Consider the following 25,064-nt stretch of genomic DNA (forward strand, 5'->3'; position numbering starts at 1 on the left):
CCGCGGCCCGGCCCGGGGCCCGGCGGGACGAGCACCCGCCGGGCCCCGCGCCGTACCGGGCTCAGGACGCGGGCGTGACCGCGTACGCCTCCACCTCCCACAGCGAGTACCCGAACCGCGTCGCCCGCTTGTCGCCCTGGACCCGGACGTAGCGGACGTCCTCGGCGTCCATCCGGATCGCCTCCCGGCCGCCCTTGCCGTCGCGGACGGTGGCGGCGGTGCGCCAGGTGCGGCCGTCGGACGAGACCTGGATGCGGTACGCGGCGGCGTAGGCGTCCTGCCAGCGCAGCACGACCAGGCCGAGCCGGGTCGGCTCGGGCAGCGTGAACTGCAGCCAGGCGTCGTCCTCGGCGGGGGAGGACCAGCGGGTCTTGGGGTCGCCGTCGGTGGCCGCGGACGCCGGGAAGTCGTCCGTCTCGTCGCCGGAGGAGGTGGTCGGTGCGCCGCGCGCCAGGTCCGGGCCGCCGGTGGGCGGGAAGACCCGCACGGTCAACTGCTGTTCCTGGCCGGCGAAGGCGACCGAGACCCGGTACGTCCCGGAGGGGGTGTCCTTGGGGACGTCCACGGTGAGCGGGACGAGGGCGGTGCCGCCCCGGGGAGCGGTCAGTTCGCCGGGCGCGCGCACGGTGATCCCCTGGGGAGCGGTGACCTTCAACGGGCCGTGGACCGCGCCGGGACGGTGCGAGGAGATCCGGGCCTGGATCTCCGTGCGGCCGCCGGTCTGGGCGTCGAGGGCGGTGCGGGACAGCTCCAGGCCGGCCTGCGGGGTGTCGTCGAACCAGGGGACGAGCGCCCGCACGGCGGGCGGCGCGGCATCGCCGTCCCAGGCCACCCGCACCGCGTCGGCGCGCATTCCGGCCGTGCGGGTCTCTGTCCAGCCGGTCGCGGACAGCGCGCCCAGGCGCTGCCAGCCGGCCCCCGGCACATGCGCCTCCAGGGACACCGCGCCGCTGGCCGGCCCCGGTTCGGTGAGCGCGGTGACCGCCGTCAACGGGCGGACCCGGGCGAAGGGCACGGTCAGCGACGTCCGGCCGTCGCCGCGGTCCGGCTTCGGGGCGCCGCCGCGGGCCCCCGTCCAGGCGTCGGCCTCGGACATCGCCCGGTCCAGGAACGGCGCCAGCACGCCCTTGCCGACCGTCACCGGGCTGCCGTCGATCTGGCCGCGCAGCCGCCGCACCGCGCGCTGCGCCGCCCAGCCCGCGTCCCCGTCGTCCCGCGCCTGCGCCAGCAGGGTGTCCACGGCCTGCGCGCCGGCGTCCCCGAAGCGGGCCAACTGCTCGGCCCACGGCCCCACTTCGGCCCGCAGGTCGGCGGTCAGCCCCTGGGGCGCGGTGGTCATGGCGCGGAAGGCGGCCCGCAGCGCGGCGCCCGCCTTGGCGAACTCCGGGTCGTCGCCGGGCCGTCCGCCGTTGACGGCCGCCTCGCGGGCCTGCCAGAAGCGTTCGATGAGCGGGCGGAGGTACCCCGACTCGGTGCGGTTGATCATGGACGACGAGGCGTTGCCGGCCAGCGCCCGCAGCGCCGTACGGGCCTTCGCGTCGCCGCCCGCGAGGTCGTCGATGGCCGCCTCCCAGGACTGCGCGGGGCGGTAGTCGCGCGGGTTCCAGGCGTAGTCGGCGGCGGTGAACAGCGGGATGCGGGAGGCCAGCGGCTGCTCCATGGCGTTGGCGAGCAGCGCCGCCGAGCCGGTGGCGACGGCCGGTTCGCGGCCGGTGTAGGGGCCGAGGAAGAGCCGGTCCTGGGCGAAGTCGTTGACCGGGTAGTTGTCCAGGGTGACCAGCGGGTGGCGGAACGCCTGGCGGGCGGCGGACAGTTCGCCGCCGGTGATGGTCCGCGGCACCACCCCGACGCCCGTCCAGGCCACCTCCACCCGGTCGTCGAGCGCCGCGGCCAGCGCGCTGCGGTAGGCGGTCGCGCCGTCCTGGTAGAACTCGGTCGGCATCAGGGACAGCGGCGCCCCGCCCGGGTGCCGCTCGGCGAGGTACTGGGCCAGCGCGTTGGCGACCCCGGCCTGGGCCTTGGCGGCGGCCTGCGGGCCGGAGCCGAAGGTCTCCTCGTCGGCGGCGCAGTGCCATTCGCTGTAGCTGACGTCCTGGAACTGGAGTTGGAAGGAGCGCACCCCCAGCGCCCACATGGCGTCCACCTTGCGGCGCAGCGCCCGCAGGTCGTCCTGCGAGGACAGGCACATCGACTGCCCCGGCGCCACCGCCCAGCCGAGGGTGACGTGGTTGGCGCGGGCCCGCTCGGCCAACGCCCGGAAGTCGGCGCGCTGTTCGGCCGGGTACGGGTCGCGCCAACGGGCCTGTCGGTAGGGGTCGTCCCCGGGGGCGTAGAGGTACTGGTTCTGCTTGGTGCGGCCCATGAAGTCGAGCTGGGCCAGCCGTTGCGCACGGGTCCACGGCTGCCCGTAGAAGCCCTCGGCGGTGCCGCGGACCCCGGTGGCCGGCCAGTCCCGCACGCTCACCGAGGCCAACTGCCGCCCGCCCACCCGACTCCCGCCACCGCCCCGGCCGGAATCGCTGCGCGATGCCTCCTTTTGATCCGGCCCGTCGGTCACCAACTGGCGCAGGGTCTGCGCGGCGTGGAAGAGACCGTCGGGCCCGACGCCGTCCAGCGCGACGGTGTCCCGGCCGGCGACCTGGCCCACGGCCAGCCGGTAGCCGCCCGACGGCAGGTCCCCGCGGGCCGGCGCCCGCAGCGCCCGCAACGCGTCCTGCGCGGGACCGCCGACCAGCAACACCGGCCCGCCCGCCGGCACATGGTCGCCGGGCGCGGCCTGCCGCACGGTGCGCACCCCGGCGTCCCGCAGCAGCCCGCGCAGCACGTCCAGGGCGTACGGGTCGGCGTCCGGCGCGGCCACCAGCACCGCCGTCGGGCCGAGCGGGACCGCCGCGCCGAGCCGCTGGATCGTCTGGGGGCGCGGCCAGACCGCGGGCGGCGCCCCGGTGTCGGTGGGGCGGTCCGGTTGGTCGGGGGTGCCGGCGACGGAGTCGGCCGGCGCCGCCTGCGCGGTCGGTGCCCCGCCGAGCAGTCCCGTGATGACCGCTGCCGCCAGCGCGGTGGTGCCCGCCACCCGCGCCCGGCCGCCGCCCCTGCCGCCCCATACACCCCGGACTCGCACGGTCGCTCCTCGTGTCCCCGTCATCTCGCGCTCCCCGGCTCCCGCCGGTTCCCCCTGTGCTCCCTGCGGGCCGTCGCGACGCGCCCGCGCGCCCGCCCGGCGGGAGCCGCGGGCGGGCGTGGTGTCGTGGTGCGCGCGGTGTGGATCCGGGGGCCCGAAGCACCCTGCCGGACCGTTTCGGACAGACCTTCGGCAGCGAGCCCACCATTGCGGCGGCGAGGGTGTCAACCGGGCCTCCGGCCCACCCCGGGCCGGCCACCGATTCGCCCTATTCCTCCCCCGGTCGCGACACATTCATGACGCGCCCCTCCCGCAGAAATTACGCCGCGACCCCCCATCCTTCGACGTTCTGTGCGCCGCACCGCGCCCTCCACCGTCAAATCGCCCGCGGAGGTTCTACTGTGACGTGAGTCACGTTTACTGGGTAGAGACGTCTGCGCCCGCCGGGACGGGGTAGGGCCAGACGTGTCCCATTACCGATGAACGGGAGGCCCCTCGTGGCCGCATCCGCTCAGTTGCTCCTCGACGCGCTCGTGTCCCCCAAACTCTCAGCCTCGTTCGAGCCGGGGGGACCCTCGATGCTCAGCACGGAACCCGACCCCTACGAAGGCGTCTCCGGCCCCGACTCCGGCCTGGAGGGCTCCGGTTCGTTCCGCTTCGCCGAGCCGCCGCTGACCAGCGAGCCCCCGCTCGCCGACAGCGCCCCGCTCACCAGCGAGGTCCCCATCGCCGCCGAACTCCCGCTGACCAGCGAGCCGACGGCCGCCGGCCTGGGCACGGAGTCGATGGAGGTCTGAGCAGCCATGGGCCGCGCCCGGCTCGCCCGGCTCCACGGCATCGCCACGTCCTACGAGCCCGCACCGGGCCGCACCGTCCACGTCACCGAGGACACCGTCGTCGCCGTGCTCGCCGCCCTGGGCGTCGACGCCTCCACCCCGCAGGCCGTCAGCGAGGCCCTGGCCGCTCACGCGGAGACCGCCGGCCGCGCCCTGCTGCCCCCCACGGTCACCGCCCGTGCCGGCCGCCCGCCGCGCCTGCCGGACCTCCCCGAGGGCACGACCCTGAGCGTGCGCGCCGAGGACGGCACGCTCCTCGGTGCGGAAGTACGGGACGGCACCGGGCACGGCGACCCCCAGGGCCCGGCGGCGCTCGCCGCGCTCCCCCTGGGCGTCCACGACCTCAGGGCCGACGCCCCCGACGGCCGCACCGCCCGCGCCCGGCTGATCGTCGCCCCCGGCGCGGTGCCCGCCCCGCCCGGCCGCAGCCACGGCTTCCTCGTCCAGCTCTACTCCCTGCTCTCCCGCCGTTCTTGGGGCATGGGCGACCTCGGGGACCTCGCCGACCTCGCCGCCTGGTCCGGCCGCACCCTGGGCACCGGCTTCGTCCAACTCAACCCGCTGCACGCGGCGGTGCCCGGCCGGCCCACCGATCCGTCCCCCTACCGCCCCTCCTCCCGCCGCTTCCCCGACCCGGTCCACCTCCGCATCGAGCAACTCCCCGAGTACGCCCACCTCTCCGGCCCCGCCCGCGCCCGCATCGACGAACTCACCGCCCGCGCCGGGGAGTTGCGTGACGACGTCCTGCTGCGCGGCGGACTGATCGACCGGGACGCGGTCTGGGCTCTCAAGCGCGAGGCCCTGGAACTCCTCTGCGCCGTCCCGCTCAGCCCCGGCCGCCGCGCCGCCTACTGCGACTTCCTCGCCGAACAGGGCCGGGCCCTGGATGACCACGCCACCTGGTGCGCGCTCGCCGAGCGGCACGGCACCGACTGGCGCGGCTGGCCCGGCGGCCTGCGCGACCCCCGCTCGCCGGAGACCGCCCGGATCCGCCACCGGCTGCTGGACCGCATCGACTTCCACTCCCGACTCGCCTGGTTCACCGACCAGCAACTCGCCGCCGCCCAACGGGCCGCCCGCGAGGCCGGCATGCCCATCGGGCTGGTCCACGACCTCGCCGTCGGCGTCCACCCCTCCGGCGCGGACACCTGGGCCCAGCAGGACGCCTTCGCCGCCGGCATGTCCATCGGCGCCCCGCCGGACGCCTTCAACCCCCGCGGCCAGGACTGGGGCCTGCCGCCCTGGCGCCCCGACGCCCTGGCCGCCACCGGCTACGCCCCCTACCGCGAGCTGCTGCGCGGCCTCCTCCGGCACGCCGGCGCGCTCCGCATCGACCACGTGATGGGCCACTTCCGCCTCTGGTGGGTCCCCGAGGGCCGCCCGCCGACCGACGGCGCCTACGTCCGCTACGACGGTGAGGCGATGCTCTCGGTACTCGCCCTGGAGGCCCACCGGGCCGGCGCCGCGGTGATCGGCGAGGACCTCGGCACGGTCGAACCGGGCGTCCGCGAGGCCCTCGCGGAACGGGGCGTCCTCGGCACATCCGTCCTCTGGTTCGAACGCGACTACGGCCCCCGTGCGCCCGAGGACGCCGACGGTGCCCCGTCCCCGGCCGCCGACGCGCCCCGCATCCTCGCCCCCGGCGAGTGGCGCGCCGCCTGCCTGGCCACCGTCACCACGCACGACCTGCCGCCCACCGCCGCCCGGCTCACCGGCGAGGACGTCGCCCTGCGCGCCCGCCTCGGCCTGCTCGCCGCCCCCGAGGAACGGGAACGGGCCCGGGCCTCCTACGAACTCCGCGAGTGGTTCGCCGCCCTCACCCGCCACGGCCTGCTGCCGGAGGGCACCGGCGACGAGGAGGCGGTGGTCAAGGCCGTCCACCGCTTCCTGCTGCGCACCCCGGCCCGCATGGTCGGCGTCTGGCTCCCCGACGCGGTGGGCGACCGCCGCCCCCAAAACCTCCCCGGCACCACGGGCACCCAGTACCCAAACTGGCGCCTCCCCGTAGCCGGCCCGGACGGCCGCCCGATGCCCCTGGAGGCCGTCACGTCGTCCCGTCGTCTGCGCGCGCTGCTGCGCGAGCTTGCACCTCCCACGTAGGGCCTGCGGCCGGCTGGTTCCCACGTTGTTGGCTGTCCCGCCGCGCGGGTTGCTGTGTTTTGCGCCTTGCGGCGCGGGTTTGTTGTCCGCTGCCGGTTCGCTGCGCGGGGCGGGTGGGGTTGTTGTCCGCTGCGCGGGGCTGTCGGGGTGCGGTGACGGACCTCCGGGGTGGGTGTGCAGGACTGCTTCGCTTTACGTCCTGCACACCCACCCCTCCGGCCCGTCCTCTCCCGTTGGAGGTGGGTTAAAAACGGTGGGTGCCACGTCCGCCCGGTGGGCCAACTCGGGCTGCTGGGTTGAGTGGTGACCGTAAGAAGACGCATGAGCTTGTTGCGCGGTGACCGTCAGAGGACGAGGACGCGTGAGCCTGTGTGGTGACCGTCAGAGGACCACAAGGACCAGCCCCGTCCCAGAGAAATCCACCCCTCAACGGGAGGGGACGGGCCGGAGGGGGCGGTGTGCCAGACGTAAAGCGAAGCAGTCTGGCATGCCGCCCCCGGAGGCCCGTCACCGCAACCCAACAGCCCCGCGCAGCGGACTGGCCCGCCGCAGGCGCCACGGCGGGAAAGCCACCAACGTGGGCGAGGCCCCGCGCAGCGGCACGGCGGGAAAGCCGCCAACGTGGGCGAGGCCCGCGCAGCGGCACGGCGGGAAAGCCACCAACGTGGGAAGCCCGCCAAGCGCAGCGGCAACGTGGGCAACAAGCCAAGCGCAGCGGCAACCTGGGACCCAAAGGCGCGCCCCCGCGCGCCATCCGCTACGTTGAACGGGTGAGCAATAAGAAGAACGCCCTGCGCGCCGGAACCATCACCGCCGGCACCGCGCTGATGCTGCTGATGTCGTCTCCCGCGTTTGCGCTCACCCGCGACGATGGAGACGACCCGGGGCCGGGCCTGAGTGTGATCCAGACGGTCGGCCTCTTCGTCGTGACGCCCATCGTGCTCTTCCTGATCATTGCCGGGCTGGTCATGCTGACCGACAAGTCCCGCAAGAAGGTCAAGGGCTGACCCAGCCCGCAGCGGGCCGCCCGCCCGCGTGACGCCTTATCGAAGGGGCGCCCACCGGTTCTTCCCGGACCGGTGGGCGCCCCTTTTTGCGTTGTCCGGGGTGGTCGAGGGTGGCGGTAAATGTCGGATATGGGGCCGCAGTTGGGAGATTTAGGGGCATTCTGTCCGTTGACGGGATGCTTACCTGGGGCGTACCTACGATGGCGTAACCTACGGGGCCGTAAGTCCTGACCTACGGAACCGTAGGTCCGTCGTCCCCAGGAGTTCCCCGTGACCATCGCCCCCGACCGCCTCGACGGAGCGCGCGGCCAGGCCGCCTGGACCGACGCCCGGCTGCTCTACGCCCTGGAGGAGGTCGTCGAGAAGGAGCTCAACCGGCATCTGGCGATCGCCAAGGAGTGGATGCCGCACGAGTACGTGCCGTGGAGCGACGGGCGGAACTTCGACGGGGTGCTGGAGGGCGAGCCCTGGGCGCCCGAGCAGTCCAAGGTCAGCGACATCGGGCGGATCGCGCTGGTGGTCAACCTCCTCACCGAGGACAACCTCCCCAGCTACCACCACGAGATCGCCACCCTCTTCGGTCGGGACGGCGCCTGGGGCACCTGGGTCCACCGCTGGACCGCGGAGGAGGGCCGGCACGGCATCGTGATGCGGGACTACCTGCTGACCAGCCGCGCGGTGGACCCGGTCGAGCTGGAGCGGTTCCGGATGGCGCACATGTCGGAGGGGTTCGAGTCCGACAACGGGCACAGCATGCTGCACTCGGTCGCGTACGTGGCCTTCCAGGAGCTGGCCACCCGGATCTCGCACCGCAACACCGGCCGGCACTCCGGCGATCCGGTGTGCGACCGGATGCTGGCCCGGATCGCCACCGACGAGAACCTCCACATGGTCTTCTACCGCAACCTCCTGGGCGCCGCCTTCGAGTTGGCCCCGGACCGCACGATGTGCGCGGTGCGGGACGTGGTCACCGGCTTCCGGATGCCCGGTCACGGTATGCCCGGCTTCGAGCGGTCCGCCGCGCGGATGGCGCTCGGCGGGATCTACAACCTGCGGATCCACCACGACGATGTGCTCCAGCCGGTGCTGCGCTATCTGAAGGTGCTGGAGCGCGGCGGGCTGGGCCCGGAGGGGCTGGCCGCGCAGGAGGAGCTGGGGGCGTTCCTGGACGGCCTGGACGGGCAGGCGCGCCGCTTCGACGAGCGGCAGGCGGCGATCCTGGCGCGGCGGCGGGCGGCCGGCCGCGCCTGAGGGCGGCCCATGAGCGCCACCTTTCAGGTTTACTGAAAGAAATAGGGCGAAGTTTTCGATGGACCTGATGTGTTCCGGGCTGCCACGGTGATCCGTATCCACCGTCGAGGGAGAGGAAACCGTGGCAGTCCTGGAGCGGGTCCGCGCACACCGCACACCGTCCACCCAGGCCGTGGGGCTGGCGTTGGCCCTGGCGGCGACCGTCGTCTGGTCCGGCAACTTCGTCATCGCCCGCGCGCTGCACGCGACCGTGCCGCCCGTCCAAACCGCCTTCTGGCGCTGGGTCGTTGCGCTGGTGGCGGTCGCCCCGTTCGCGCTGGGGCAGGTCCGGCGGCAGTGGGCGGTGATCCGGGCGCACCTCGGATTCCTGGCGCTGGCCGCCCTGTTGGGCGTCACGCTCTTCAACACCCTGATCTACACGGCCGGGAGGAGCACCTCGGCCACCAACATGGCGATGATCGCGGCCGCTTCGCCGATGATGATCGCGCTGTTCGACCTGGTCGGCGGGGGGCGCGGCGGGCGCGAGCGGCTGGGCGCCCGGCGCGTCGCGGGCATGGTGCTGGCACTGCTGGGCGTGGTCACCCTGGTGGGCAAGGGGTCGCCCACCGCGGTGCTGCACCTGGACTTCGCCGGCGGTGACCTGTGGATGGTGGCCGCCACCGCGACCTTCGCCGGGTACAGCGCGCTGCTGCGCCGACGGCCGGAGGGGATCGGCGGGTTGGCGTTCCTGTTCATGACGTTCGCCCTGGGGGCGGCGATGCTGGTGCCCGCCTACGGGGTCAGCCTCGCCGTCGAGGGCGGCTTCCCGCTCACCGCGGGGACGGTCGGGCCGCTGCTCTACATCGGGGTGTGCTCCTCCGCCGTCGCCTACTTCACCTGGAACAAGGCGATCGCCCTGGTGGGCGCCGCCCGCGCCGGGGCGGTGTACTACCTCCAGCCGGTGTGCGTGGCCCTGCTCTCGCTGGCCCTCCTGGGCGAGGGCGTCGGCGCGGTCCAGGTGGTCTGCATGGCGCTGATCGTCGCCGGGGTGGCCCTGGGGGCGGCGGGCCGCACGCGGTGAACGCCCCGGCCGCGCCGGGTGCGTACGCTGCCCGCATGGCCGACTGGGACATCAAGAAGCTCCGCATCCTGCGCACGCTCCAGGAGCTGGGCACGGTCACCGCGACCGCCGAGGCGCTGCACATGACGCCCTCGGCGGTCTCGCAGCAGCTGACCGGGCTCGCCAAGTCCCTCGGGGTGACGCTCCTGGAGGCGCACGGCCGGCGGGTCCGGCTCACCGGCGCCGCCCAACTGGTGCTGCGGCACGCGGACGCGGTCTTCGCGCAGTTGGAGCGGGCCGACGCGGACCTCCTCGGCTACCTCCAGGGGGAGGCCGGCACCGTACGGGTCGGGGCGTTCTCCACCGCCATCCCGGCGCTGGTGGTCCCGGCCCTCCAGGAGCTGCGCCGCACCCACCCGGGCCTGGCCGTCGCCGTACGGGAGGCCGAGGCGGAGGCGGCCTACGAGCTGCTCGCCGAGGGCAGCGTGGACCTGGCGTTGTCGCTGGCCGCGCACGCGCCGACCCCGCGCGACCCGAAGTTCACCCGGGTCTCGCTGCTCGCCGACCCGTTGGACGTGGCGCTGCCGGCCGGCCACCCGTTGGCCGGCGAACCGGGGTTGCGGCTGGCCGACTTGGCCGGCGAGCCGTGGATCTTCGGCAGCAGCGGCCCCTGGTCCCACATCACCACCGCCGCCTGCGAGAACGCCGGCTTCGTCCCGGAGCAGGCGCACGCCGCCGCGGACTGGAGCGCGATCTGGGCGATGGTGGCCGCCGGCATGGGGGTGGCGCTGGTGCCGCGGATGGCGATGGCGGGCGGGCTGCGGGCGCCGGGGCACGGCAGCGGGGTCGCGCTGCGGGTGCTCCACGCCGACCAGCCGCGCCGGCACGTCGTCGCGGCCACCCGGCGGGGCTCCGAGGGCGCGCCGGGGCTGGCCCGGGTGCTGGCCGCGCTGCGCCAGGCCGCCGCCCGCCAGGCGACCGCGGGCCGCACCGGAAGCGACGGCGGACCGGCAACCTTTCAGTCCGGCTGAAGATATTCCTCAAAAACTTTCGATGGACCTGTCGGGTGTCCCACTGCGACGGTGGACCGGTCCCCAGCACCGTCCGCAGGAGCAGAAGGGAAACGCATGTCCGCCACCCCGGCAGCCGATGCCACCGATCCGCACGCCAACGACGCCCAGCCGTACGCAGGCGGCGATCCGTACGCCGACTACCGCGGTGGTGACTTCGCCTTCACCTCGCTCGTCGACCTCGCCGACCGCCGCTTCGGCGCCGGCGTGCTCGCCGCCAACGACGAGTTCTTCGCCGAGCGGGAGAACCTGCTGAAGTCCGACCCGGCGGTCTTCGACCCCGAGCGCTTCGGCCACAAGGGCAAGATCATGGACGGCTGGGAGACCCGGCGCCGGCGCGGCGCCGACGGCGAGAACCCCTTCCCCACCGAGGACGAGCACGACTGGGCGCTGATCCGCCTGGCCGCCCCCGGCGTGATCCGCGGGATCATCGTCGACACCGCCCACTTCCGCGGCAACTACCCGCAGCAGGTCACCGTCGAGGCCACCGCGCTGCCCGGCAGCCCCGGGCCCGAGGAGCTGCTCGCCGACGGCGTGAAGTGGGAGGAGATCGTCCCGCGCACCCCCGTCCGCGGCCACGCCGCCAACGGCTTCGAGATCACCGCCGAGCGCCGCTTCACCCACCTCCGCCTCAAGCAGCACCCCGACGGCGGCATAGCCCGCCTCCGGGTCCACGGCGAGGTGATACCCGACCCGGAGTGGCTGGACGTGCTGGGCACCCTGGACCTGGCGTCGGTGCTGCACGGCGGCACCGTCGAGGACGCCTCCGACCGCTTCTACTCCTCGCCCACCCAGATCATCCAGCCCGACCTCTCCCGCAAGATGGACGACGGCTGGGAGAACCGCCGCCGCCGGGTGCGGGGCACCAACGACTGGGTGCGGTTCAAGCTGGCCGCACAGGGCGAGCTGCGCGCGATCGAGATCGACACCGCCTACCTCAAGGGCAACTCCGCCGGCTGGGCTCGGCTTTCGGGCTGCGACGGGAACCCGGACGAGGAGTCCGGGTGGTTCGAGATCCTGCCCAGGACCCGGCTCCAGCCCGACACCCCGCACCGCTTCGCGCTGCCCCGCCGGGTCACCGCCACCCACGTCCGGCTGGACGTCTACCCCGACGGCGGCCTGGCCCGGATGCGGGTGCACGGCGACCTCACCGAGGCCGGCCGGGCCGAACTGGTCCGCCGCTTCGACGAGTTGAGCGGCTGACCCGCACCGCCGGCCGGGCCCCGGGGGAGGGGGCCGGGGCCCGGCGCCACGACCCGCCCGGCGGACGGTCCCGCTCCTGACGCGCCGTCCGTCGGGCGCTCCAACTCCCCGCTCACCCAAGGGGCGTGCCCCGGAACCGACCCGGTTCCGGGGCACGCCCCGCACTGCTGTTCGCGCCGGCCGTCAGGCGGCGCCGGCCGCCGCGTCCGCCGCCCGGGCCCTGAGCGCCCGCTCGACGCCCGCCCGGGACTCCGTCACCAGCCGGCGCAGCGCCGGGCTCGGGTCGTGCGCCGCCAGCCAGGCGTCGGTGGCGTCCAGGGTCTCCTGGGAGACCTGGAGGGCCGGGTAGTGGCCCACCACGATCTGCTGCGCCATCTCGTGGCTGCGGTTGGCCCAGACGCCCTTGACCGCCTCGAAGTACTTGGCGGTGTAGGGCGCCAGCAGCTCCCGCTGGTCGGGCTGGACGAAGCCGGCGATGACGGCCTCCTGGACGGCGTTGGGGAGCTTGTCCGACTCCACCACCGACGCCCACGCCTCGGCCTTCGCCTCCGCGGTCGGCCGGGCGGCGCGGGCGGTCGCGGCGTGCCGCTCGCCGGCGGAGGTCGCGTCCCGCGCCAACTCGGCGGCGATCGCCGGCTCGTCGGCCCGGCCGGTGGCCGCCAGCCGCTCCAGCAGCGCCCAGCGCAGCTCGGTGTCCACGGCCAGCCCGGCGATCTCCTCGGTTCCGTCCAACAGCCCCTGGAGCACGTCCAGTTGCGCGTCCGTGCGGGCCGAAGCGGCGAACGCCCGGGCCCACGCGAGCTGGTGGTCGCTGCCCGGCTCGGCCGCCCGCAGGTGTTCCAGCGTCGCCTCGGTCCAGGTGGCCAGCCCCGTCTCGCGCCACTCCGGCGCCGCGTAGAGGTCGAGGGCCAGCTTCACCTGGCGGTGCAGGGACTGGACGACGCCGATGTCGGTCTCCTTGCCGATGCCGGAGAGGACCAGCGCCAGGTAGTCCCGGGCGGGCAGCTCGCCGTCCCGGGTCATGTCCCAGGAGGAGGCCCACGACAGGGCGCGCGGCAGCGACTCGGTGAAGTCGCCGAGGTGTTCGGTGACGACCTTCAGCGACTCCTCGTCGAGGCGCACCTTGGCGTACGACAGATCGCCGTCGTTGAGCAGGATCACGTCCGGCCGGCGGAAGCCCTCGGGGAAGGGAACCTCGGTGCGCTCGCCGTCCACGTCCAGCTCGATCCCGCCGGTGCGGACCAGCTTGCCGTCCGTCAGGTCGTAGTAGCCGATCCCGATCCGGTGCGGGCGCAGCACCGGCTCACCGGTCGCCCCGGCGGGCAGCGCGGGGGCCTCCTGCCGCACCGCGAAGGCGGTGACGGTGCCGTCCGCGGCCACCTCGATCTCCGGCCGCAGCACGTTGATGCCGGCGGTCTGGAGCCACTTCTTCGACCAGGTCGCCAGGTCCCGGCCGCTGGTCTCCTCCAGCGCGCCGAGCAGGTCGGACAGGCGGGTGTTGCCGTAGGCGTGCGCCTTGAAGTACGCCTGCACGCCGGTGAAGAACTCGTCCATGCCGACGTAGGCGACCAGTTGCTTGAGGACCGAGGCGCCCTTGGCGTAGGTGATGCCGTCGAAGTTGACCAGGACGTCGTCCAGGTCGCGGATCTCGGCCATGATCGGGTGGGTGGAGGGCAGTTGGTCCTGCCGGTAGGCCCAGGTCTTCATGGAGTTGGCGAACGTGGTCCAGGAGTGCGGCCACTTGCTGCCCGGCGCGTACGCCTGGCAGGCGATCGAGGTGTAGGTGGCGAACGACTCGTTCAGCCACAGGTCGTTCCACCACTCCATGGTGACCAGGTCGCCGAACCACATGTGCGCCAGCTCGTGCAGGATCGTCTCGGCGCGCACCTCGTAGGCCGCGTCGGTCACCTTCGAGCGGAACACGTACTGGTCGCGGATGGTCACCGCGCCGGCGTTCTCCATCGCGCCGGCGTTGAACTCCGGCACGAAGAGCTGGTCGTACTTGGCGAACGGGTACGGGTAGTCGAACTTCTCCTGGAACCAGTCGAAGCCCTGCCGGGTGACGGCGAAGATCTCCTCCGCGTCCAGGTGCTCGGCCAGCGACGGCCGGCAGTAGATCCCCAGCGGCACCGAACGGCCGTCCGCGCCGTCCCAGGTGCTGTGCACGCTGTGGTACGGGCCGACGATCAGCGCGGTGATGTAGGTGGAGATCCGCGGCGTCGGCTCGAAGCGCCAGACGTTCTCCGCCGGCTCGGGGGTCGGCGAGTTCGAGATCACCGTCCAGCCCTCGGGCGCGGTCACGGTGAACTGGAACGTCGCCTTCAGGTCCGGCTGCTCGAAGCTGGCGAACACCCGCCGGGCGTCCGGCACCTCGAACTGCGTGTAGAGGTACGCCTGTTGGTCCACCGGATCGACGAACCGGTGCAGGCCCTCACCGGTGTTGGTGTACGCGCAGTCCGCGACCACCCGCAGCTCGTTGCGGCCGGCCCGCAGCCCGGGCAGCGCGATCCGCGAGTCCGCGAACGCCTCCGCCGCGTCCAGCGCCGTGCCGTTGAGCACCACCTCGTGCACCGTCGGCGCGAGCAGGTCGATGAAGGACGCGGCGCCGTCCTGCGCGGCATCGAACCGGACCGTCGTCACGGACCGGAACGTGCCCCCCTCCTGCGCCCCGGTCAGGTCCAGCTCGATCTCGTACGCGTCCACGGTCAACAGCCGCGCCCGCTCCTGAGCTTCTTCCCGGGTCAGATTCGTACCAGGCACCCGCTCGTCTCCCTACTCCCGATCGTTAGCGCATCGTCGGGCCATCCTTCCACGGCGGGGGTCGGGACGGGGGCGGTGGTTGTGGCGCAGGAGGACGTTGAGTTCGTCGACGCGTACGCCGCCAAGAGAGCGGTGGACTCCCGGTCGGCCGTGATACACGCCGCCATCGAGCAACTGCGCGAGGCCGAACTGCGGGCGGATTACGAGGCGGCTTTCGCCGAATGGGACGCGAGCGAGGACGCGGCGTTCTGGGACCAATTCACGGGGGACGGGCTGACTGATGAGGCGCGGTGACATCTACCTGGTCGACTACGCGCCGACGCGCGGCGGCGAGGCCAACAAGCCACGCCCCGCGGTGGTCGTCTCCAACGACGGAGCTAACGAGGTGGTGGACCGGACCAGGAGGGGCGTGGTCACCGCGGTCCCACTGACGACCAACGTCTCTCGGGTCTACCCGTTCCAGGTGCTCCTGCCGGCTGACGAAAGCGGCCTGCTCAAGGACTCCAAGGTGCAGTGTGAACAGGTGCGCTCACTGGCTCCGGAGCGGTTGCTCCGCTTCCTCGGCTCGGTGCCCAGCAGCGCATGAGGGAGATCGACGTCGCCCTGCGTCGGCATCTGTCGCTCTGAGGCGCCCCACCCAACCGCCGGGGCCCGTGCGGACGTTGATCCGTACGGGCCCCGGCGTCGGCGTGGTGCGGTGGGTCAGCCGTGGAGTTCGGCGGCGACCAGTTCGGCGATCTGGACGGCGTTGAGGGCCGCGCCCTTGCGGAGGTTGTCGTTGGAGACGAACAGGGCGAGGCCGTTGTCGACGGTCTCGTCGCGGCGGATCCGGCCCACGAAGGAGGGGTCCTGGCCGGCGGCCTGGAGCGGGGTGGGGACGTCGGAGAGGGCCACGCCGGGGGCGCCGGCCAGCAGCTCCTGGGCGCGCTCGGGGGAGATCGGGCGCGCGAAGCGGGCGTTGACCTGGAGGGAGTGGCCGGTGAAGACCGGGACGCGGACGCAGGTGCCGGAGACCTTCAGCTCCGGGATGTCCAGGATCTTGCGGCTCTCGTGGCGGAGCTTCTGCTCCTCGTCGGTCTCGTTCAGCCCGTCGTCGACGATCTTGCCGGCCATCGGCAGGACGTTGAAGGCGATCGGGCGGACGTAGTTGTCCGGGGCCGGGAACTCCACGGCCGAGCCGTCGTGGGTGAGCTTGGTGGCGTCCTGCTCGATGACCTTGCGGGCCTGCCCGTCCAGCTCGGCGACGCCGGCCAGGCCGCTGCCGGAGACCGCCTGGTAGGTGGCGACGACCAGGGAGACCAGCCCGGCCTCGTCGTGCAGCGGGCGCAGCACGGGCATGGCGGCCATGGTGGTGCAGTTGGGGTTGGCGATGATGCCCTTGGGGCGGTCGGCGATGGCCTGCGGGTTGACCTCGGCGACCACCAGCGGCACCTGCGGGTCGCGGCGCCAGGCGGAGGAGTTGTCGATCACGACCGGGCCGGCGTCGGCGACCTTCTCCGCCAGTGCCTTGGAGGTCGCGCCGCCGGCCGAGAAGAGCACGATGTCCAGGCCGGAGTAGTCCGCGGTGGCCGCGTCCTCGACCGTGATCTCGGTGTCCTGCCAGGGCAGCGTCCGTCCAGCGGACCGGGCCGAGGCGAACAGCCGGAGCTGCTCGACCGGGAAGTTGCGCTCGGCGAGAATGCGCCGCATCACGCCGCCGACCTGTCCGGTGGCGCCGACGATTCCGATCCTCATGGGACTCCTTCGTTCTGGCCTGGCTCGCTGGCCCGGCTCCGGGTGTCTGCTGGAACACCTGCTCAGTGGCGTTCCCATCATGTGTGTGAGACCCGTCGCCTTGTCCAATCCGTTCCAATAGATGGAGATGCGGGGCGCCTGGTTGCCCACGGAACGTGCCCGGAGGTCACCGTCCGTGGCGCGGGGTGCCGAGCGGGCCGGCGGTTCAGTGCGGGAGGACCACCACGTACGCCGGCGGCTCCCGGTCCGTCGCCGCCATCAGCGCCGTGCGGACCACCGTCGCCTGCTGCTCGGGGGCCTCCCGCAGGGTGCGCGGCCGGCAGCGGACGAGGATGATGCCGAGCCGCTCCAACTGCTCCCGGTAGGCGTCGCGGGGCGGCTCGCCGGACGGGTGCGGGGTCCGGGTGTCGATCTCCACCGCCACCCCGTAGTCCGACCAGTACGCGTCCACCGCGCCCAGGTACGGGCCGCCCGGCAGCCGCAGGTCGACGTTCCACAGCGGGTCGGGCAGCCCGAAGCCGCGCACCATGTCGTAGAGCTGCTGCTCGGCCAGGGCCCGGCCCTCGGCCATCAGGGCGTCCACCGCGTCCACCACGTGCGGCCGGGTCAGCAGCCGGGCGCGGCTCAGCTCCCGCACCACCGCGGCCGCCTCGCAGTGCCCGCCGCGCACCGCCTCGGTCAGCAGCCGGCGCACCACGGTGGGGTCGGTGAGCATGGCCACCGCGTCCGACAGCGCCCGCGGGACGGGCGCGGTGGGTACCCCGGTGATCTCCTGGGCGTCCGGCAGGTCCGCACCCCGGATGATCCCGGCGAAGCCGGCCGGGCGCAGCCGCCGGGTGCGGGCCACCAGCACGTCGATGCGGTCCAGGGCGAGCAGCGGGGGAGCGGCCGAGAAGCCGTGCAGCGCGAGCGCCGCCAGCCCGGTGACCATCGGTTCCGGGCCGGACTCCGGGACCCGGGCCTGGGTCGGCACCGACGGCGCGCGGTGCCGGGCGTAGAGCAGCGCCGCGTGCAGCCGCTCCTCGCTGGTGGGCGGCCCCTGGTGCAACAGGTGGACGCCGGGGAGCAGTTGCTGCCAGGGGCCGCCCGGCCGGCAGCGCTCGGTGATCTCGGCGGACGGTACGCCGTGCTCCCGGAGCTGATGGGTGGTCAACACCGGGCAGCGGCCGTCGGAGAGGTGGTGGAGGGGGAGCGGGGAGAGCGGGGTGTCGTGGCTCATGTCCGGTCGATTCCCGGCCCCGCTCCACCCCCTAACCGTTGTTACCCGCCTGTGGCACAAGCGGGACAATAATGCCCTCAAGTACGGGCGTTCGACGGCCGATTAAGGCTGGTCGAGGACCGGGTTACGGCCTCGGTCCGGCCGCCTCGTCACAAGCCTGTGCGCGCAGCGCCCGCGCCAGGTCGTCGCGCTCCTCCAGCACCAGTCGGCGCAGTGCGGGCGCCGCCTCGGCACGCTCGGCCAGCCAGGCGTCCGTCGCGTCCAGCGCGGACCGGTCCGGCTGCCAGAACGGGAACAGCCCGCGCACCACGGACATCCCGATCTCGATGGACCGCTCCCGCCAGATCCGCTCGATCGCCGCGAAGTACCGCGGCGCGTACGGCACCAGCAGCGCGTGCTGCGAGGGCTGGGCGAAGCCGCTGATGGTCGCCTCGACCAGGGCGTTGGAGAGCGCGTCGGAGTCCACCACGTCGATCCAGGCGGCCGCCTTGACCTCGGCCGAGGGGCGGGCGGCCAGGCAGCGCACCTGGTGGCGCTTGCCGGACGCGGTGTCGTCGCGGGCCAGTTCGGCGTCGAGCGCCGCCCGGTCGGCGACCCCGTGCGCGGCCAGCGGCAGCAGGAACGCCCAGCGCAGCTCCTGGTCCACCGCCAGCCCGTCGATCTTCGCGGTGCCCTTCAACAGCCCCTGGAGCAACTGGAGATCGGCCGGCGTGGTGGCCACCGCCGCGAAGTGCCGGGCCCAGCTGAGCTGGTGGCCGCTGCCCGGCTCGGCCAGCCGCAGCTCGCGCAGCGCGCCCTCGGCCAACTCAGTGGCCGCCCGCTCGCGGTACTCCGGCGCGACGTAGTGCGTCAGCGCGCTCTCCGCCTGGCCCAGCACCGACTGGAGCACCCCGATCACGGTCTCCGCGCCGGCGAACTTCCGTACCAGCGTGAGGAAGTCCCGGGCCGGCATCAGCCCGTCCCGGGTCAGCCCCCACAGGGCCGCCCAGCACAGCGCCCGCGCCAGGGGGTCGGTGAGGTCGCCGAGGCGGGCCCGCAGGGTGGCCAACGACCCCTCGTCGAAACGGGTCTTGCAGTACGTCAGGTCCTCGTCGTTGACCAGGACCAGCTCCGGGCGCTCGACCCCGGCCAGCTCCGGAACCGCCGTCCGCGGCCCGGTCACGTCCACCTCGGCGCGGGCGTAGCGCACCAGCGCCGAGTCCGCGTCCAGCCGGCGGTAGAGGCCGACCGCGACCCGGTGCGGCCGCAGCTCCGGATGGTCCGGCGACGCCTCCTGAAGGATGCTCAGCTCGGTGATCCGGTCCTGGGCGTCGTACGTCACCTGCGGCGTGAGGGAGTTGACGCCGGCGGTCTCCAACCAGGCGCGCGACCAGGCCGCCAGGTCCCGCCCGGAGGTCTCCTCCAGCACCGACAGCAGGTCCGTCAGCCGGGTGTTGCCGTAGGCGTGCCGCTTGAAGTAGCGCCGGGCGCCCTCCAGGAACGCGTCCTGGCCGACGTACGCCACCAACTGCTTGAGGACGCTGGCGCCCTTGGCGTAGGTGATGCCGTCGAAGTTGAGCTTGGCGTCCTCCAGGTCGCGGATGTCGGCGGTGATCGGGTGGGTGGAGGGGAGCTGGTCGGCCCGGTACGCCCAGGACTTGCGGCGGTTGGCGAAGGTGATCCAGCCGTCGGTGAAGCGGGTCGCGCCGACCTGCGCGAAGCTGCCCATGAAGTCCGCGTAGGACTCCTTCAGCCACAGGTCGTCCCACCAGTCCATGGTGACCAGGTCGCCGAACCACATGTGCGCCATCTCGTGCAGGATGACGTTGGCCCGGCGCTCGTAGGACGCCTCGGTGACCTTGCCGCGGAAGATGAACTCCTCGCGGAAGGTGACGCAGCCGGGGTTCTCCATCGCGCCGAGGTTGTACTCCGGCACGAACGCCTGGTCGTACTTGCCGAACGGGTACGGGAAGTCGAAGTGGTCGTGGAAGAAGTCCAGGCCCTGCTTGGTGACGGTGAAGACGTCGTCCGCGTCGAAGTGCCGGGCCAGCCCCTTGCGGCACAGCGCGCCGAGCGGGACCGTCAGCTCGGTGCCGTCCTCGAAGGTGCGGCGGTAGGTGTCGGTCACGTAGTGGTACGGCCCGGCGATCACCGCGGTGATGTACGTCGAGATCGGCTTGGTGGTCGCGAACCGCCGCACGCTGCCCGCCCGTCGCCCGCCACCACCCTTCAGTGGAAGCGCTTCGCGCACCGCCTCGACGGGGCCTTCCTGGACGCCGTTGCTCAGCACCAGCCAGCCCTCCGGCGCCGTCACCTCGAAGGTGAACGGGGCCTTCAGGTCCGGCTGTTCGAAGTTGGCGAAGACCCGGCGGGAGTCGGCGGGCTCGTACTGGGTGTAGAGGTAGACCTCGCCGTCCTCGGGGTCGACGAAGCGGTGCAGGCCCTCGCCGGTGCGGCTGTAGGCGCACCGCGCGTCGACGACCAGGGTGTTCTCGGCGGCCAGGTCGGCGAGCGCGATCCGGGTGCCGTCGAAGACCTCGGCCGGGTCCAACTCCCGCCCGTTGAGGGTGACCGAGGCGACCGAGGGGGCCAGGAGGTCCGCGAAACTGGTCGCGCCGGGCTCGGCGCACCGGAACCGGATCGTCGTCCGGGAGCGGAAGGTGGCCGCGTCCGTGCCGCTGGCGACCGCTGAGCGGACGTCCAGCGCCACGTGGTACCCCTCGACCGTCAGCAGCCGGCCCCGCTCACGTGCCTCTTCCCGGGACAGATTCTCGCCTGGCACGGTGTGCCTCCCTCACCCTCGTCTCGGATATCGAACACGGGGAATCATGGCACGCGCCCCGGCGGTTGAAGCCGGCACGGAACAACGCTGTTGACGCTCTCATAGAGGAGACCTCGTGTCCGAGACCACGAAGACCCCGGCAGACTTCTGGTTCGACCCGCTCTGCCCCTGGGCGTGGCTGACCTCCCGCTGGATGCTGGAGGTGGAGAAGGTCCGCCCGGTCCAGGTGCGTTGGCACGTGATGAGCCTGGCCGTGCTGAACGAGAACCGCCTCGACGAACTCCCCCCGGAGTACGCGGAGAACATGCGCCCCGGCGGCAAGTCCTGGGGTCCGGTCCGGGTCGTGAGCGCCGCCCAGCAGCTCCACGGCGACGAGGTCGTCGGCCGGCTCTACACCGCGCTCGGCACCCGCTTCCACACCCGCGGCGAGGGCGTGAACCGCGACTCCCTCGCCGCCGCCCTCGCCGACGCCGGCCTGCCCGCCGATCTGATCGACTACGCCGACCAGGACACCTACGACGCCGAGTTGCGCGCCTCCCACAAGGCGGGCATCGACCTGGTCGGCCAGGAGGTCGGCACCCCGGTGATCGCGGTCCCCGGCCCCGACGGCGACCAGATCGCCTTCTTCGGCCCGGTGGTCACCCCCGCCCCCAAGGGCGAGGCCGCCGCCAAGCTCTGGGACGGCACCCTGATGGTCGCCTCCACCCCCGGCTTCTTCGAGATCAAGCGCACGCGGACGGCGGCGCCGACGTTCGACTGACGCCTCTTGTCCGTGCCCATCCGGCGTGCGGCCGACAGCGCGACAGGGCCCCCGCGAGTCACGTCCTCGCGGGGGCCCTGCCCTATGCGCCTGCCAAGCGAACGGTGAGAAGACGATCACGAGGCAGGACGTTCAACGAGCCGCGGGCTCAGCACGCCGGCGGCCGAGGGGCCGCCGGCTCAGGGAGCCAGCAGCAGGTTGTTCGCCCGCTCCTTCGCGGCCGTGTACCGCTTGGCCACGTCCTGCCAGTTGACGACCTTCCACATCGCCTCGATGAAGTCGACCTTCTGGTTCTTGTACTGCAGGTAGAAGGCGTGCTCCCAGGCGTCGAAGACCAGGATCGGCACCGAGCCCTGGCCGACGTTGCCCTGGTGGTCGTAGATCTGCTCGACGATGAGGCGGCCGGTGACCGGCTCGTAGGCCAGGACGCCCCAGCCGGAGCCCTGCGTGGTGGCGGACGCCTTGGAGAGCTGGGCCTTGAACTTGGCGAACGAGCCGAAGCTCTCGGCGATGGCGTCGGCGAGCTCGCCCACGCCGTCCTTGTCCAGCGGCTCGCCGCCGCCGTCGCCGGTCATGTTGTGCCAGTAGATGCTGTGCAGGATGTGGCCGGAGAGGTGGAACGCGAGGTTCTTCTCCAGACCGTTGATGTTGCCCCACTGGTCCTTGTCGCGCGCCTCGGCGAGCTGCTCAAGGGTGTCGTTGGCGCCCTTCACATAGGCCGCGTGGTGCTTGTCGTGGTGCAGCTCGATGATCTCCGGGCTGATGACCGGGGCCAGCTCCGAGTAGTCGTAGGGGAGTTCCGGAAGTGTGTAGGTCGCCATGCCGACCCCGCCTCCAAGCTGCGCAAGCGCCGTAGTTGCAATCAATGTGCAGAAGCACGCTATCAGCAGCAGTGATCACCGGGCCGTCGTGGCGGGCTTCCTGGTCCCAAAGAACCAGGCGGGGCGGGACCTCGGGAGGAGGTCCCGCCCCGCCTGGGAGCGGAGGGGCCGATGGGCCGCCGCGGCCTACTGCGTGCCGGTCGCCAGCGCCCGCTGCCGGACCAGGCCGATGATCGTCAGCACCACGCCGAAGCCGCCGGTGAAGAGCAGTTGGATCCGCTGGCTGTCGTCGCGCAGCATCAGCACCAGCACCAGGGCGATGCCGGCCAGCGCCACCCACGTGAGGAAGGGGAAGGCCCACATCTTCACGACCAGCTTCTCGGGCGCCTCGCGCTCCAACTGCCGCCGGGTGCGCAGCTGGGCGGCGGCGATGAAGCCCCAGACCACCAGGACGGCGGCGCCGACCATGTTGAGCAGCCACTGGAAGACCGTGGTCGGCCACAGGAAGCTGAGGAGCACCGCGAGGAACCCGAAGGCGACGCAGAGCAGCACCGCCCGACGCGGCACCCCGCCGCTCACCTTGCCGAAGAAGGACGGGCCCTGGCCGCGGCTGATCAGCGAGTACGCCATCCGCGAGGCGCCGTAGATGTTGGCGTTCACCGCAGAGAGCAGGGCGATCAGGATGACCACGTTCATGATCTGGCCGGCCGCCGGGATCTTGAGGTAGTCCAACACCGCAACGTACGGGCCGCTCTTGGCGATCGACGGCGCGCTCCAGGGGATGACGGTGACGATGACCGCCATCGAGCCGACGTAGAAGAGGGCGATCCGCCACATCGCGGTGCGCACCGCACGGGCCACACCGCGGACCGGGTCCTTGGACTCGGCGGCCGCGATGGTCACGGTCTCCAGGCCGCCGTACGCGAACACCGACGCCAGCAGACCGACCATCAGGCCGTCCATGCCCTTGGGGAGGAAGCCGCCGTCGCCGGTCAGATGGGAGGTGCCGGGCGCCGAACTGCCGGGCAGCAGGCCGAGGATGGCCAGGACGCCGAGGACCAGGAAGGCGACGATCGCGGCGACCTTCAGGGCGGCGAACCAGAACTCGAACTCGCCGAAGTTGGAGACCGCGGTCAGGTTGGTCACGGTGAAGACCACCATGATCAGCAGGACCCACATCCACGGCTGGGTGGCCGGGAACCACTGGTGCAACACGTCCGCGGCGCCGAGCGCCTCGACGGACACCGCCACGCACAGCAGCGCGGTGAACATCCAGCCCGCGGTGAAGCCGGCCCAGGGGCCGATGGACCGCTCCGCGTGCACCGAGAAGGAACCGGAGGCCGGGCGGGCCGCGGACATCTCACCCAGCATCCGCATGATCAACATGACCAGCGCACCGGAGACGGCGTACGCCAGCACGATCGACGGTCCGGCCGCGGCGATGCCCTCACGGGAGCCGACGAACAGGCCGGCACCGATCACGCCACCGAGGGCGATCATCGAGAGGTGGCGCTGTTTCAGGCCGTGCGACAGTGCGCCGCCGTCCTGGCCGGCGCCCGGAGCGGCGGCGCGCGCTCCGTCGGACGCGGCGGACGAGGGTGTCCGATTCATGTCGTACCTGTCCCAGTAGGTGAGATGCGGGCGGGGCGAGGGCTGCGTTCTCCCGGGGCCGCGGACGGCTCACTCCGGGGTCCTCGGCAAAGCTGGCTCAGTCTGAGCGGCCGCGTCCGCTCAGGGCAACAGTCGTGCAGCGATTGTTCGGTATTCAGACGGGATCGTGACCGAGCGTGCCTGACACATCGTTGAATGTCATGACGTGTGACGCTCGTCTCGTTTCCGTCCCGAAGTGCCCGGTCAGCCGCCCCGCCACGCTCAGCTCCGGGACCGCCGCGCCCGCACCTCCCGTAGGCCCGCGACCGCCAGCACCGCCGCGGTCGCGCCGGCCGACCACAGCAACTGCGGCCGGGCCGTGGCATCGGTCAGCATCAGCACGATCACCGCGCCCATCGCCACCAGCGCCACCCACGTCAGATACGGGAACGCCCACATCCGCAGCATCAGCCGCTCCGGTGCCTCCCGCTCGATCCGGGGCCGCAGCCGCAGTTGGGAGACGGCGATCAGCCCCCAGACGAACAGCAGTACCGCGCCTACCGCGTTGAGCAAGTACAGGAACACCGAATCCGGCCACTTGAGGTTCAGCAGCACGGAGGCGAAGCCGAACGCCACCGAGGCCAGCACCGCCCGCCGCGGCACCCCGCCGCGCGTCACCCTCAGCAGCCCGCGCGGCGCCTCCCCGCGCTCGGCCAACGAGAACACCATGCGCGAGGAGCCGTAGAGGTTGGCGTTGAGCGCCGACAGCAGCGCCACGAACACCACGATGTTCATGATCTGTCCGGCGCCGGGCACCCCGATGTGGTCGAGCACCATCACGTACGGGCTCTTGCCGGGCTGCATCGACGACCAGGGCAGCACCGAGACGATGACCAGCATCGAGCCGACGTAGAAGAAGAGGATCCGCCACACCGCGCTGCGCACCGCCCGGCCCACCGCCCGCGCCGGGTCGTCCGATTCGGCCGCCGCGATGGTGACCACCTCCAGGCCGCCGAAGGCGAACACCACCGCCAGCACCCCGGAGATCACCCCGGACCAGCCGTGCGGCAGGAACCCGCCCTGCCCGGTGAGGTTGGTCAGTCCGACCGGCTCGGTGTGCGGCAGCACCCCGAAGATCGCCAGCAGGCTCAGCGCCAGGAACAGCACGATCGCGGTGACCTTCAACGTGGCGAACCAGAACTCGAATTCACCGAAGTTCTTCACCGCGGCCAGGTTTGCTGCGGTGAAGAAGACCATGAAGATCAGCACCCAGCCCCACTGCGGCACCGACGGCACCCAGCCGTGCGCGATCTGGGCCGCCCCGGTGGCCTCCACCGCCAACACCACCACCAGCAGGAACCAGTACAGCCATCCCACGCTGAAGCCGGCCCAGCGCCCGAGCGCCCGCTCCGCGTGCACCGAGAACGCCCCGGACGCCGGCATCGCCGCCGACATCTCCCCGAGCATCCGCATGATCAGCATCGCCAGCCCGCCGGCGATCAGGTACGACAGCACGATCCCGGGACCGGCCACCGCGATGCCGGCACCGGAACCGACGAACAGCCCCGCGCCGATCACCCCGCCCAGGCCCAGCATCGTCAGATGGCGCTGCTTGAGCCCACCGGACAGCGGCTCTTTCTCGACCAGGGGCGGTGCGTCGTGCATGGGCTCGTACTCCGCAGGGGCGCGAGGGCGACGAACGCCGCCCGGTTTGGGGGAACTCCACAGATGACCGCGGAGCCGTCCCAGTGTCCCCGGCCGTGCGCGACTACCACAAAACCGGCCCCATGCC

The 25,064-nt window shown here is 72.7% G+C and carries 18 protein-coding genes; 10 read left to right on the forward strand and 8 right to left on the reverse strand.

Annotated features, from left to right (window positions below):
• Positions 1–61: 61 nt before the first annotated feature.
• Entirely contained in the window at positions 62–3,073 is a 3,012-nt protein-coding gene (locus PV796_RS25305; RefSeq protein ID WP_274919231.1) for a beta-N-acetylglucosaminidase domain-containing protein, read from the reverse strand.
• Between the two features lie 545 nt (positions 3,074–3,618).
• On the opposite strand from PV796_RS25305, the gene PV796_RS25310 reads away from it, so the two are divergent.
• The 7 genes from PV796_RS25310 (at position 3,619) to alc (ending at position 11,627) form a co-directional block, all read left to right on the forward strand.
• Positions 3,619–3,918: a hypothetical protein gene (locus PV796_RS25310; protein ID WP_274915682.1), complete on the forward strand. Its 300-nt coding sequence runs from the start codon at positions 3,619–3,621 to the stop codon at positions 3,916–3,918.
• Between the two features lie 6 nt (positions 3,919–3,924).
• Entirely contained in the window at positions 3,925–6,057 is a 2,133-nt protein-coding gene (gene malQ / locus PV796_RS25315; RefSeq protein WP_274915683.1) for a 4-alpha-glucanotransferase, read from the forward strand.
• Positions 6,058–6,827: 770 nt separating this feature from the next.
• A complete protein-coding gene (locus PV796_RS25320; protein ID WP_274915684.1) occupies positions 6,828–7,064 on the forward strand; it encodes a hypothetical protein in 237 nt (78 codons plus the stop codon).
• Positions 7,065–7,334: 270 nt separating this feature from the next.
• Positions 7,335–8,315, forward strand: coding sequence for an acyl-ACP desaturase (locus PV796_RS25325; protein ID WP_274915685.1), 981 nt, complete (start codon positions 7,335–7,337; stop codon positions 8,313–8,315).
• 121 nt (positions 8,316–8,436) lie between these two features.
• Complete coding sequence (locus PV796_RS25330; protein ID WP_274915686.1) at positions 8,437–9,375, forward strand: DMT family transporter; 939 nt, start codon at positions 8,437–8,439, stop codon at positions 9,373–9,375.
• A 35-nt stretch (positions 9,376–9,410) separates the two neighbouring features.
• Positions 9,411–10,385, forward strand: coding sequence for a LysR family transcriptional regulator (locus PV796_RS25335; protein ID WP_274915687.1), 975 nt, complete (start codon positions 9,411–9,413; stop codon positions 10,383–10,385).
• Positions 10,386–10,481: 96 nt separating this feature from the next.
• The gene (alc, locus tag PV796_RS25340) at positions 10,482–11,627 is read left to right on the forward strand and encodes an allantoicase (RefSeq protein WP_274915688.1); all 1,146 of its coding nucleotides are present in this window, start codon (positions 10,482–10,484) and stop codon (positions 11,625–11,627) included.
• Between the two features lie 183 nt (positions 11,628–11,810).
• Here alc and pepN (PV796_RS25345) read toward each other — a convergent pair whose 3' ends face one another.
• The gene (gene pepN, locus PV796_RS25345; RefSeq protein WP_274915689.1) at positions 11,811–14,387 is read right to left on the reverse strand and encodes an aminopeptidase N; all 2,577 of its coding nucleotides are present in this window, start codon (positions 14,385–14,387) and stop codon (positions 11,811–11,813) included.
• A 75-nt stretch (positions 14,388–14,462) separates the two neighbouring features.
• Between pepN (PV796_RS25345) and PV796_RS25350 the strand changes: the two genes are divergently transcribed.
• Positions 14,463–14,681, forward strand: a complete 219-nt coding sequence (locus PV796_RS25350; RefSeq protein ID WP_274915690.1) for an antitoxin — start codon at positions 14,463–14,465, stop codon at positions 14,679–14,681.
• Positions 14,668–14,973: a type II toxin-antitoxin system PemK/MazF family toxin gene (locus PV796_RS25355; RefSeq protein WP_274915691.1), complete on the forward strand. Its 306-nt coding sequence runs from the start codon at positions 14,668–14,670 to the stop codon at positions 14,971–14,973. The genes PV796_RS25350 and PV796_RS25355 overlap by 14 nt, the downstream gene beginning before the upstream one ends.
• Positions 14,974–15,089: 116 nt before the next feature.
• On the opposite strand, the gene PV796_RS25360 is transcribed toward PV796_RS25355, so the two are convergent.
• From PV796_RS25360 to pepN (PV796_RS25370), 3 genes are all read right to left on the reverse strand, one after another.
• Entirely contained in the window at positions 15,090–16,121 is a 1,032-nt protein-coding gene (locus PV796_RS25360; protein WP_274915692.1) for an aspartate-semialdehyde dehydrogenase, read from the reverse strand.
• Between the two features lie 205 nt (positions 16,122–16,326).
• Positions 16,327–17,340, reverse strand: a complete 1,014-nt coding sequence (locus tag PV796_RS25365; RefSeq protein WP_274915693.1) for a hypothetical protein — start codon at positions 17,338–17,340, stop codon at positions 16,327–16,329.
• Between the two features lie 124 nt (positions 17,341–17,464).
• Positions 17,465–20,101 (reverse strand): aminopeptidase N, encoded by a 2,637-nt coding sequence (pepN, locus tag PV796_RS25370; protein WP_274915694.1) that lies wholly within the window; start codon positions 20,099–20,101, stop codon positions 17,465–17,467.
• 115 nt (positions 20,102–20,216) lie between these two features.
• On the opposite strand from pepN (PV796_RS25370), the gene PV796_RS25375 reads away from it, so the two are divergent.
• Positions 20,217–20,861: a DsbA family protein gene (locus PV796_RS25375; protein ID WP_274915695.1), complete on the forward strand. Its 645-nt coding sequence runs from the start codon at positions 20,217–20,219 to the stop codon at positions 20,859–20,861.
• Positions 20,862–21,040: 179 nt separating this feature from the next.
• Here PV796_RS25375 and PV796_RS25380 read toward each other — a convergent pair whose 3' ends face one another.
• From PV796_RS25380 to PV796_RS25390, 3 genes are all read right to left on the reverse strand, one after another.
• Positions 21,041–21,682 carry a superoxide dismutase gene (locus PV796_RS25380; RefSeq protein ID WP_274915696.1) on the reverse strand — a complete coding sequence of 214 codons (642 nt, stop codon included), beginning with the start codon at positions 21,680–21,682 and terminating at the stop codon, positions 21,041–21,043.
• Positions 21,683–21,868: 186 nt separating this feature from the next.
• Positions 21,869–23,293, reverse strand: a complete 1,425-nt coding sequence (locus PV796_RS25385; protein ID WP_274915697.1) for an amino acid permease — start codon at positions 23,291–23,293, stop codon at positions 21,869–21,871.
• A gap of 261 nt (positions 23,294–23,554) precedes the next feature.
• Positions 23,555–24,937 carry an amino acid permease gene (locus tag PV796_RS25390; protein ID WP_274915698.1) on the reverse strand — a complete coding sequence of 461 codons (1,383 nt, stop codon included), beginning with the start codon at positions 24,935–24,937 and terminating at the stop codon, positions 23,555–23,557.
• Between the last annotated feature and the right edge of the window lie 127 nt (positions 24,938–25,064).

Origin of the sequence: Streptomyces sp. WZ-12, assembly GCF_028898845.1 — a bacterium.
Lineage (GTDB): Bacteria > Actinomycetota > Actinomycetes > Streptomycetales > Streptomycetaceae > Streptomyces.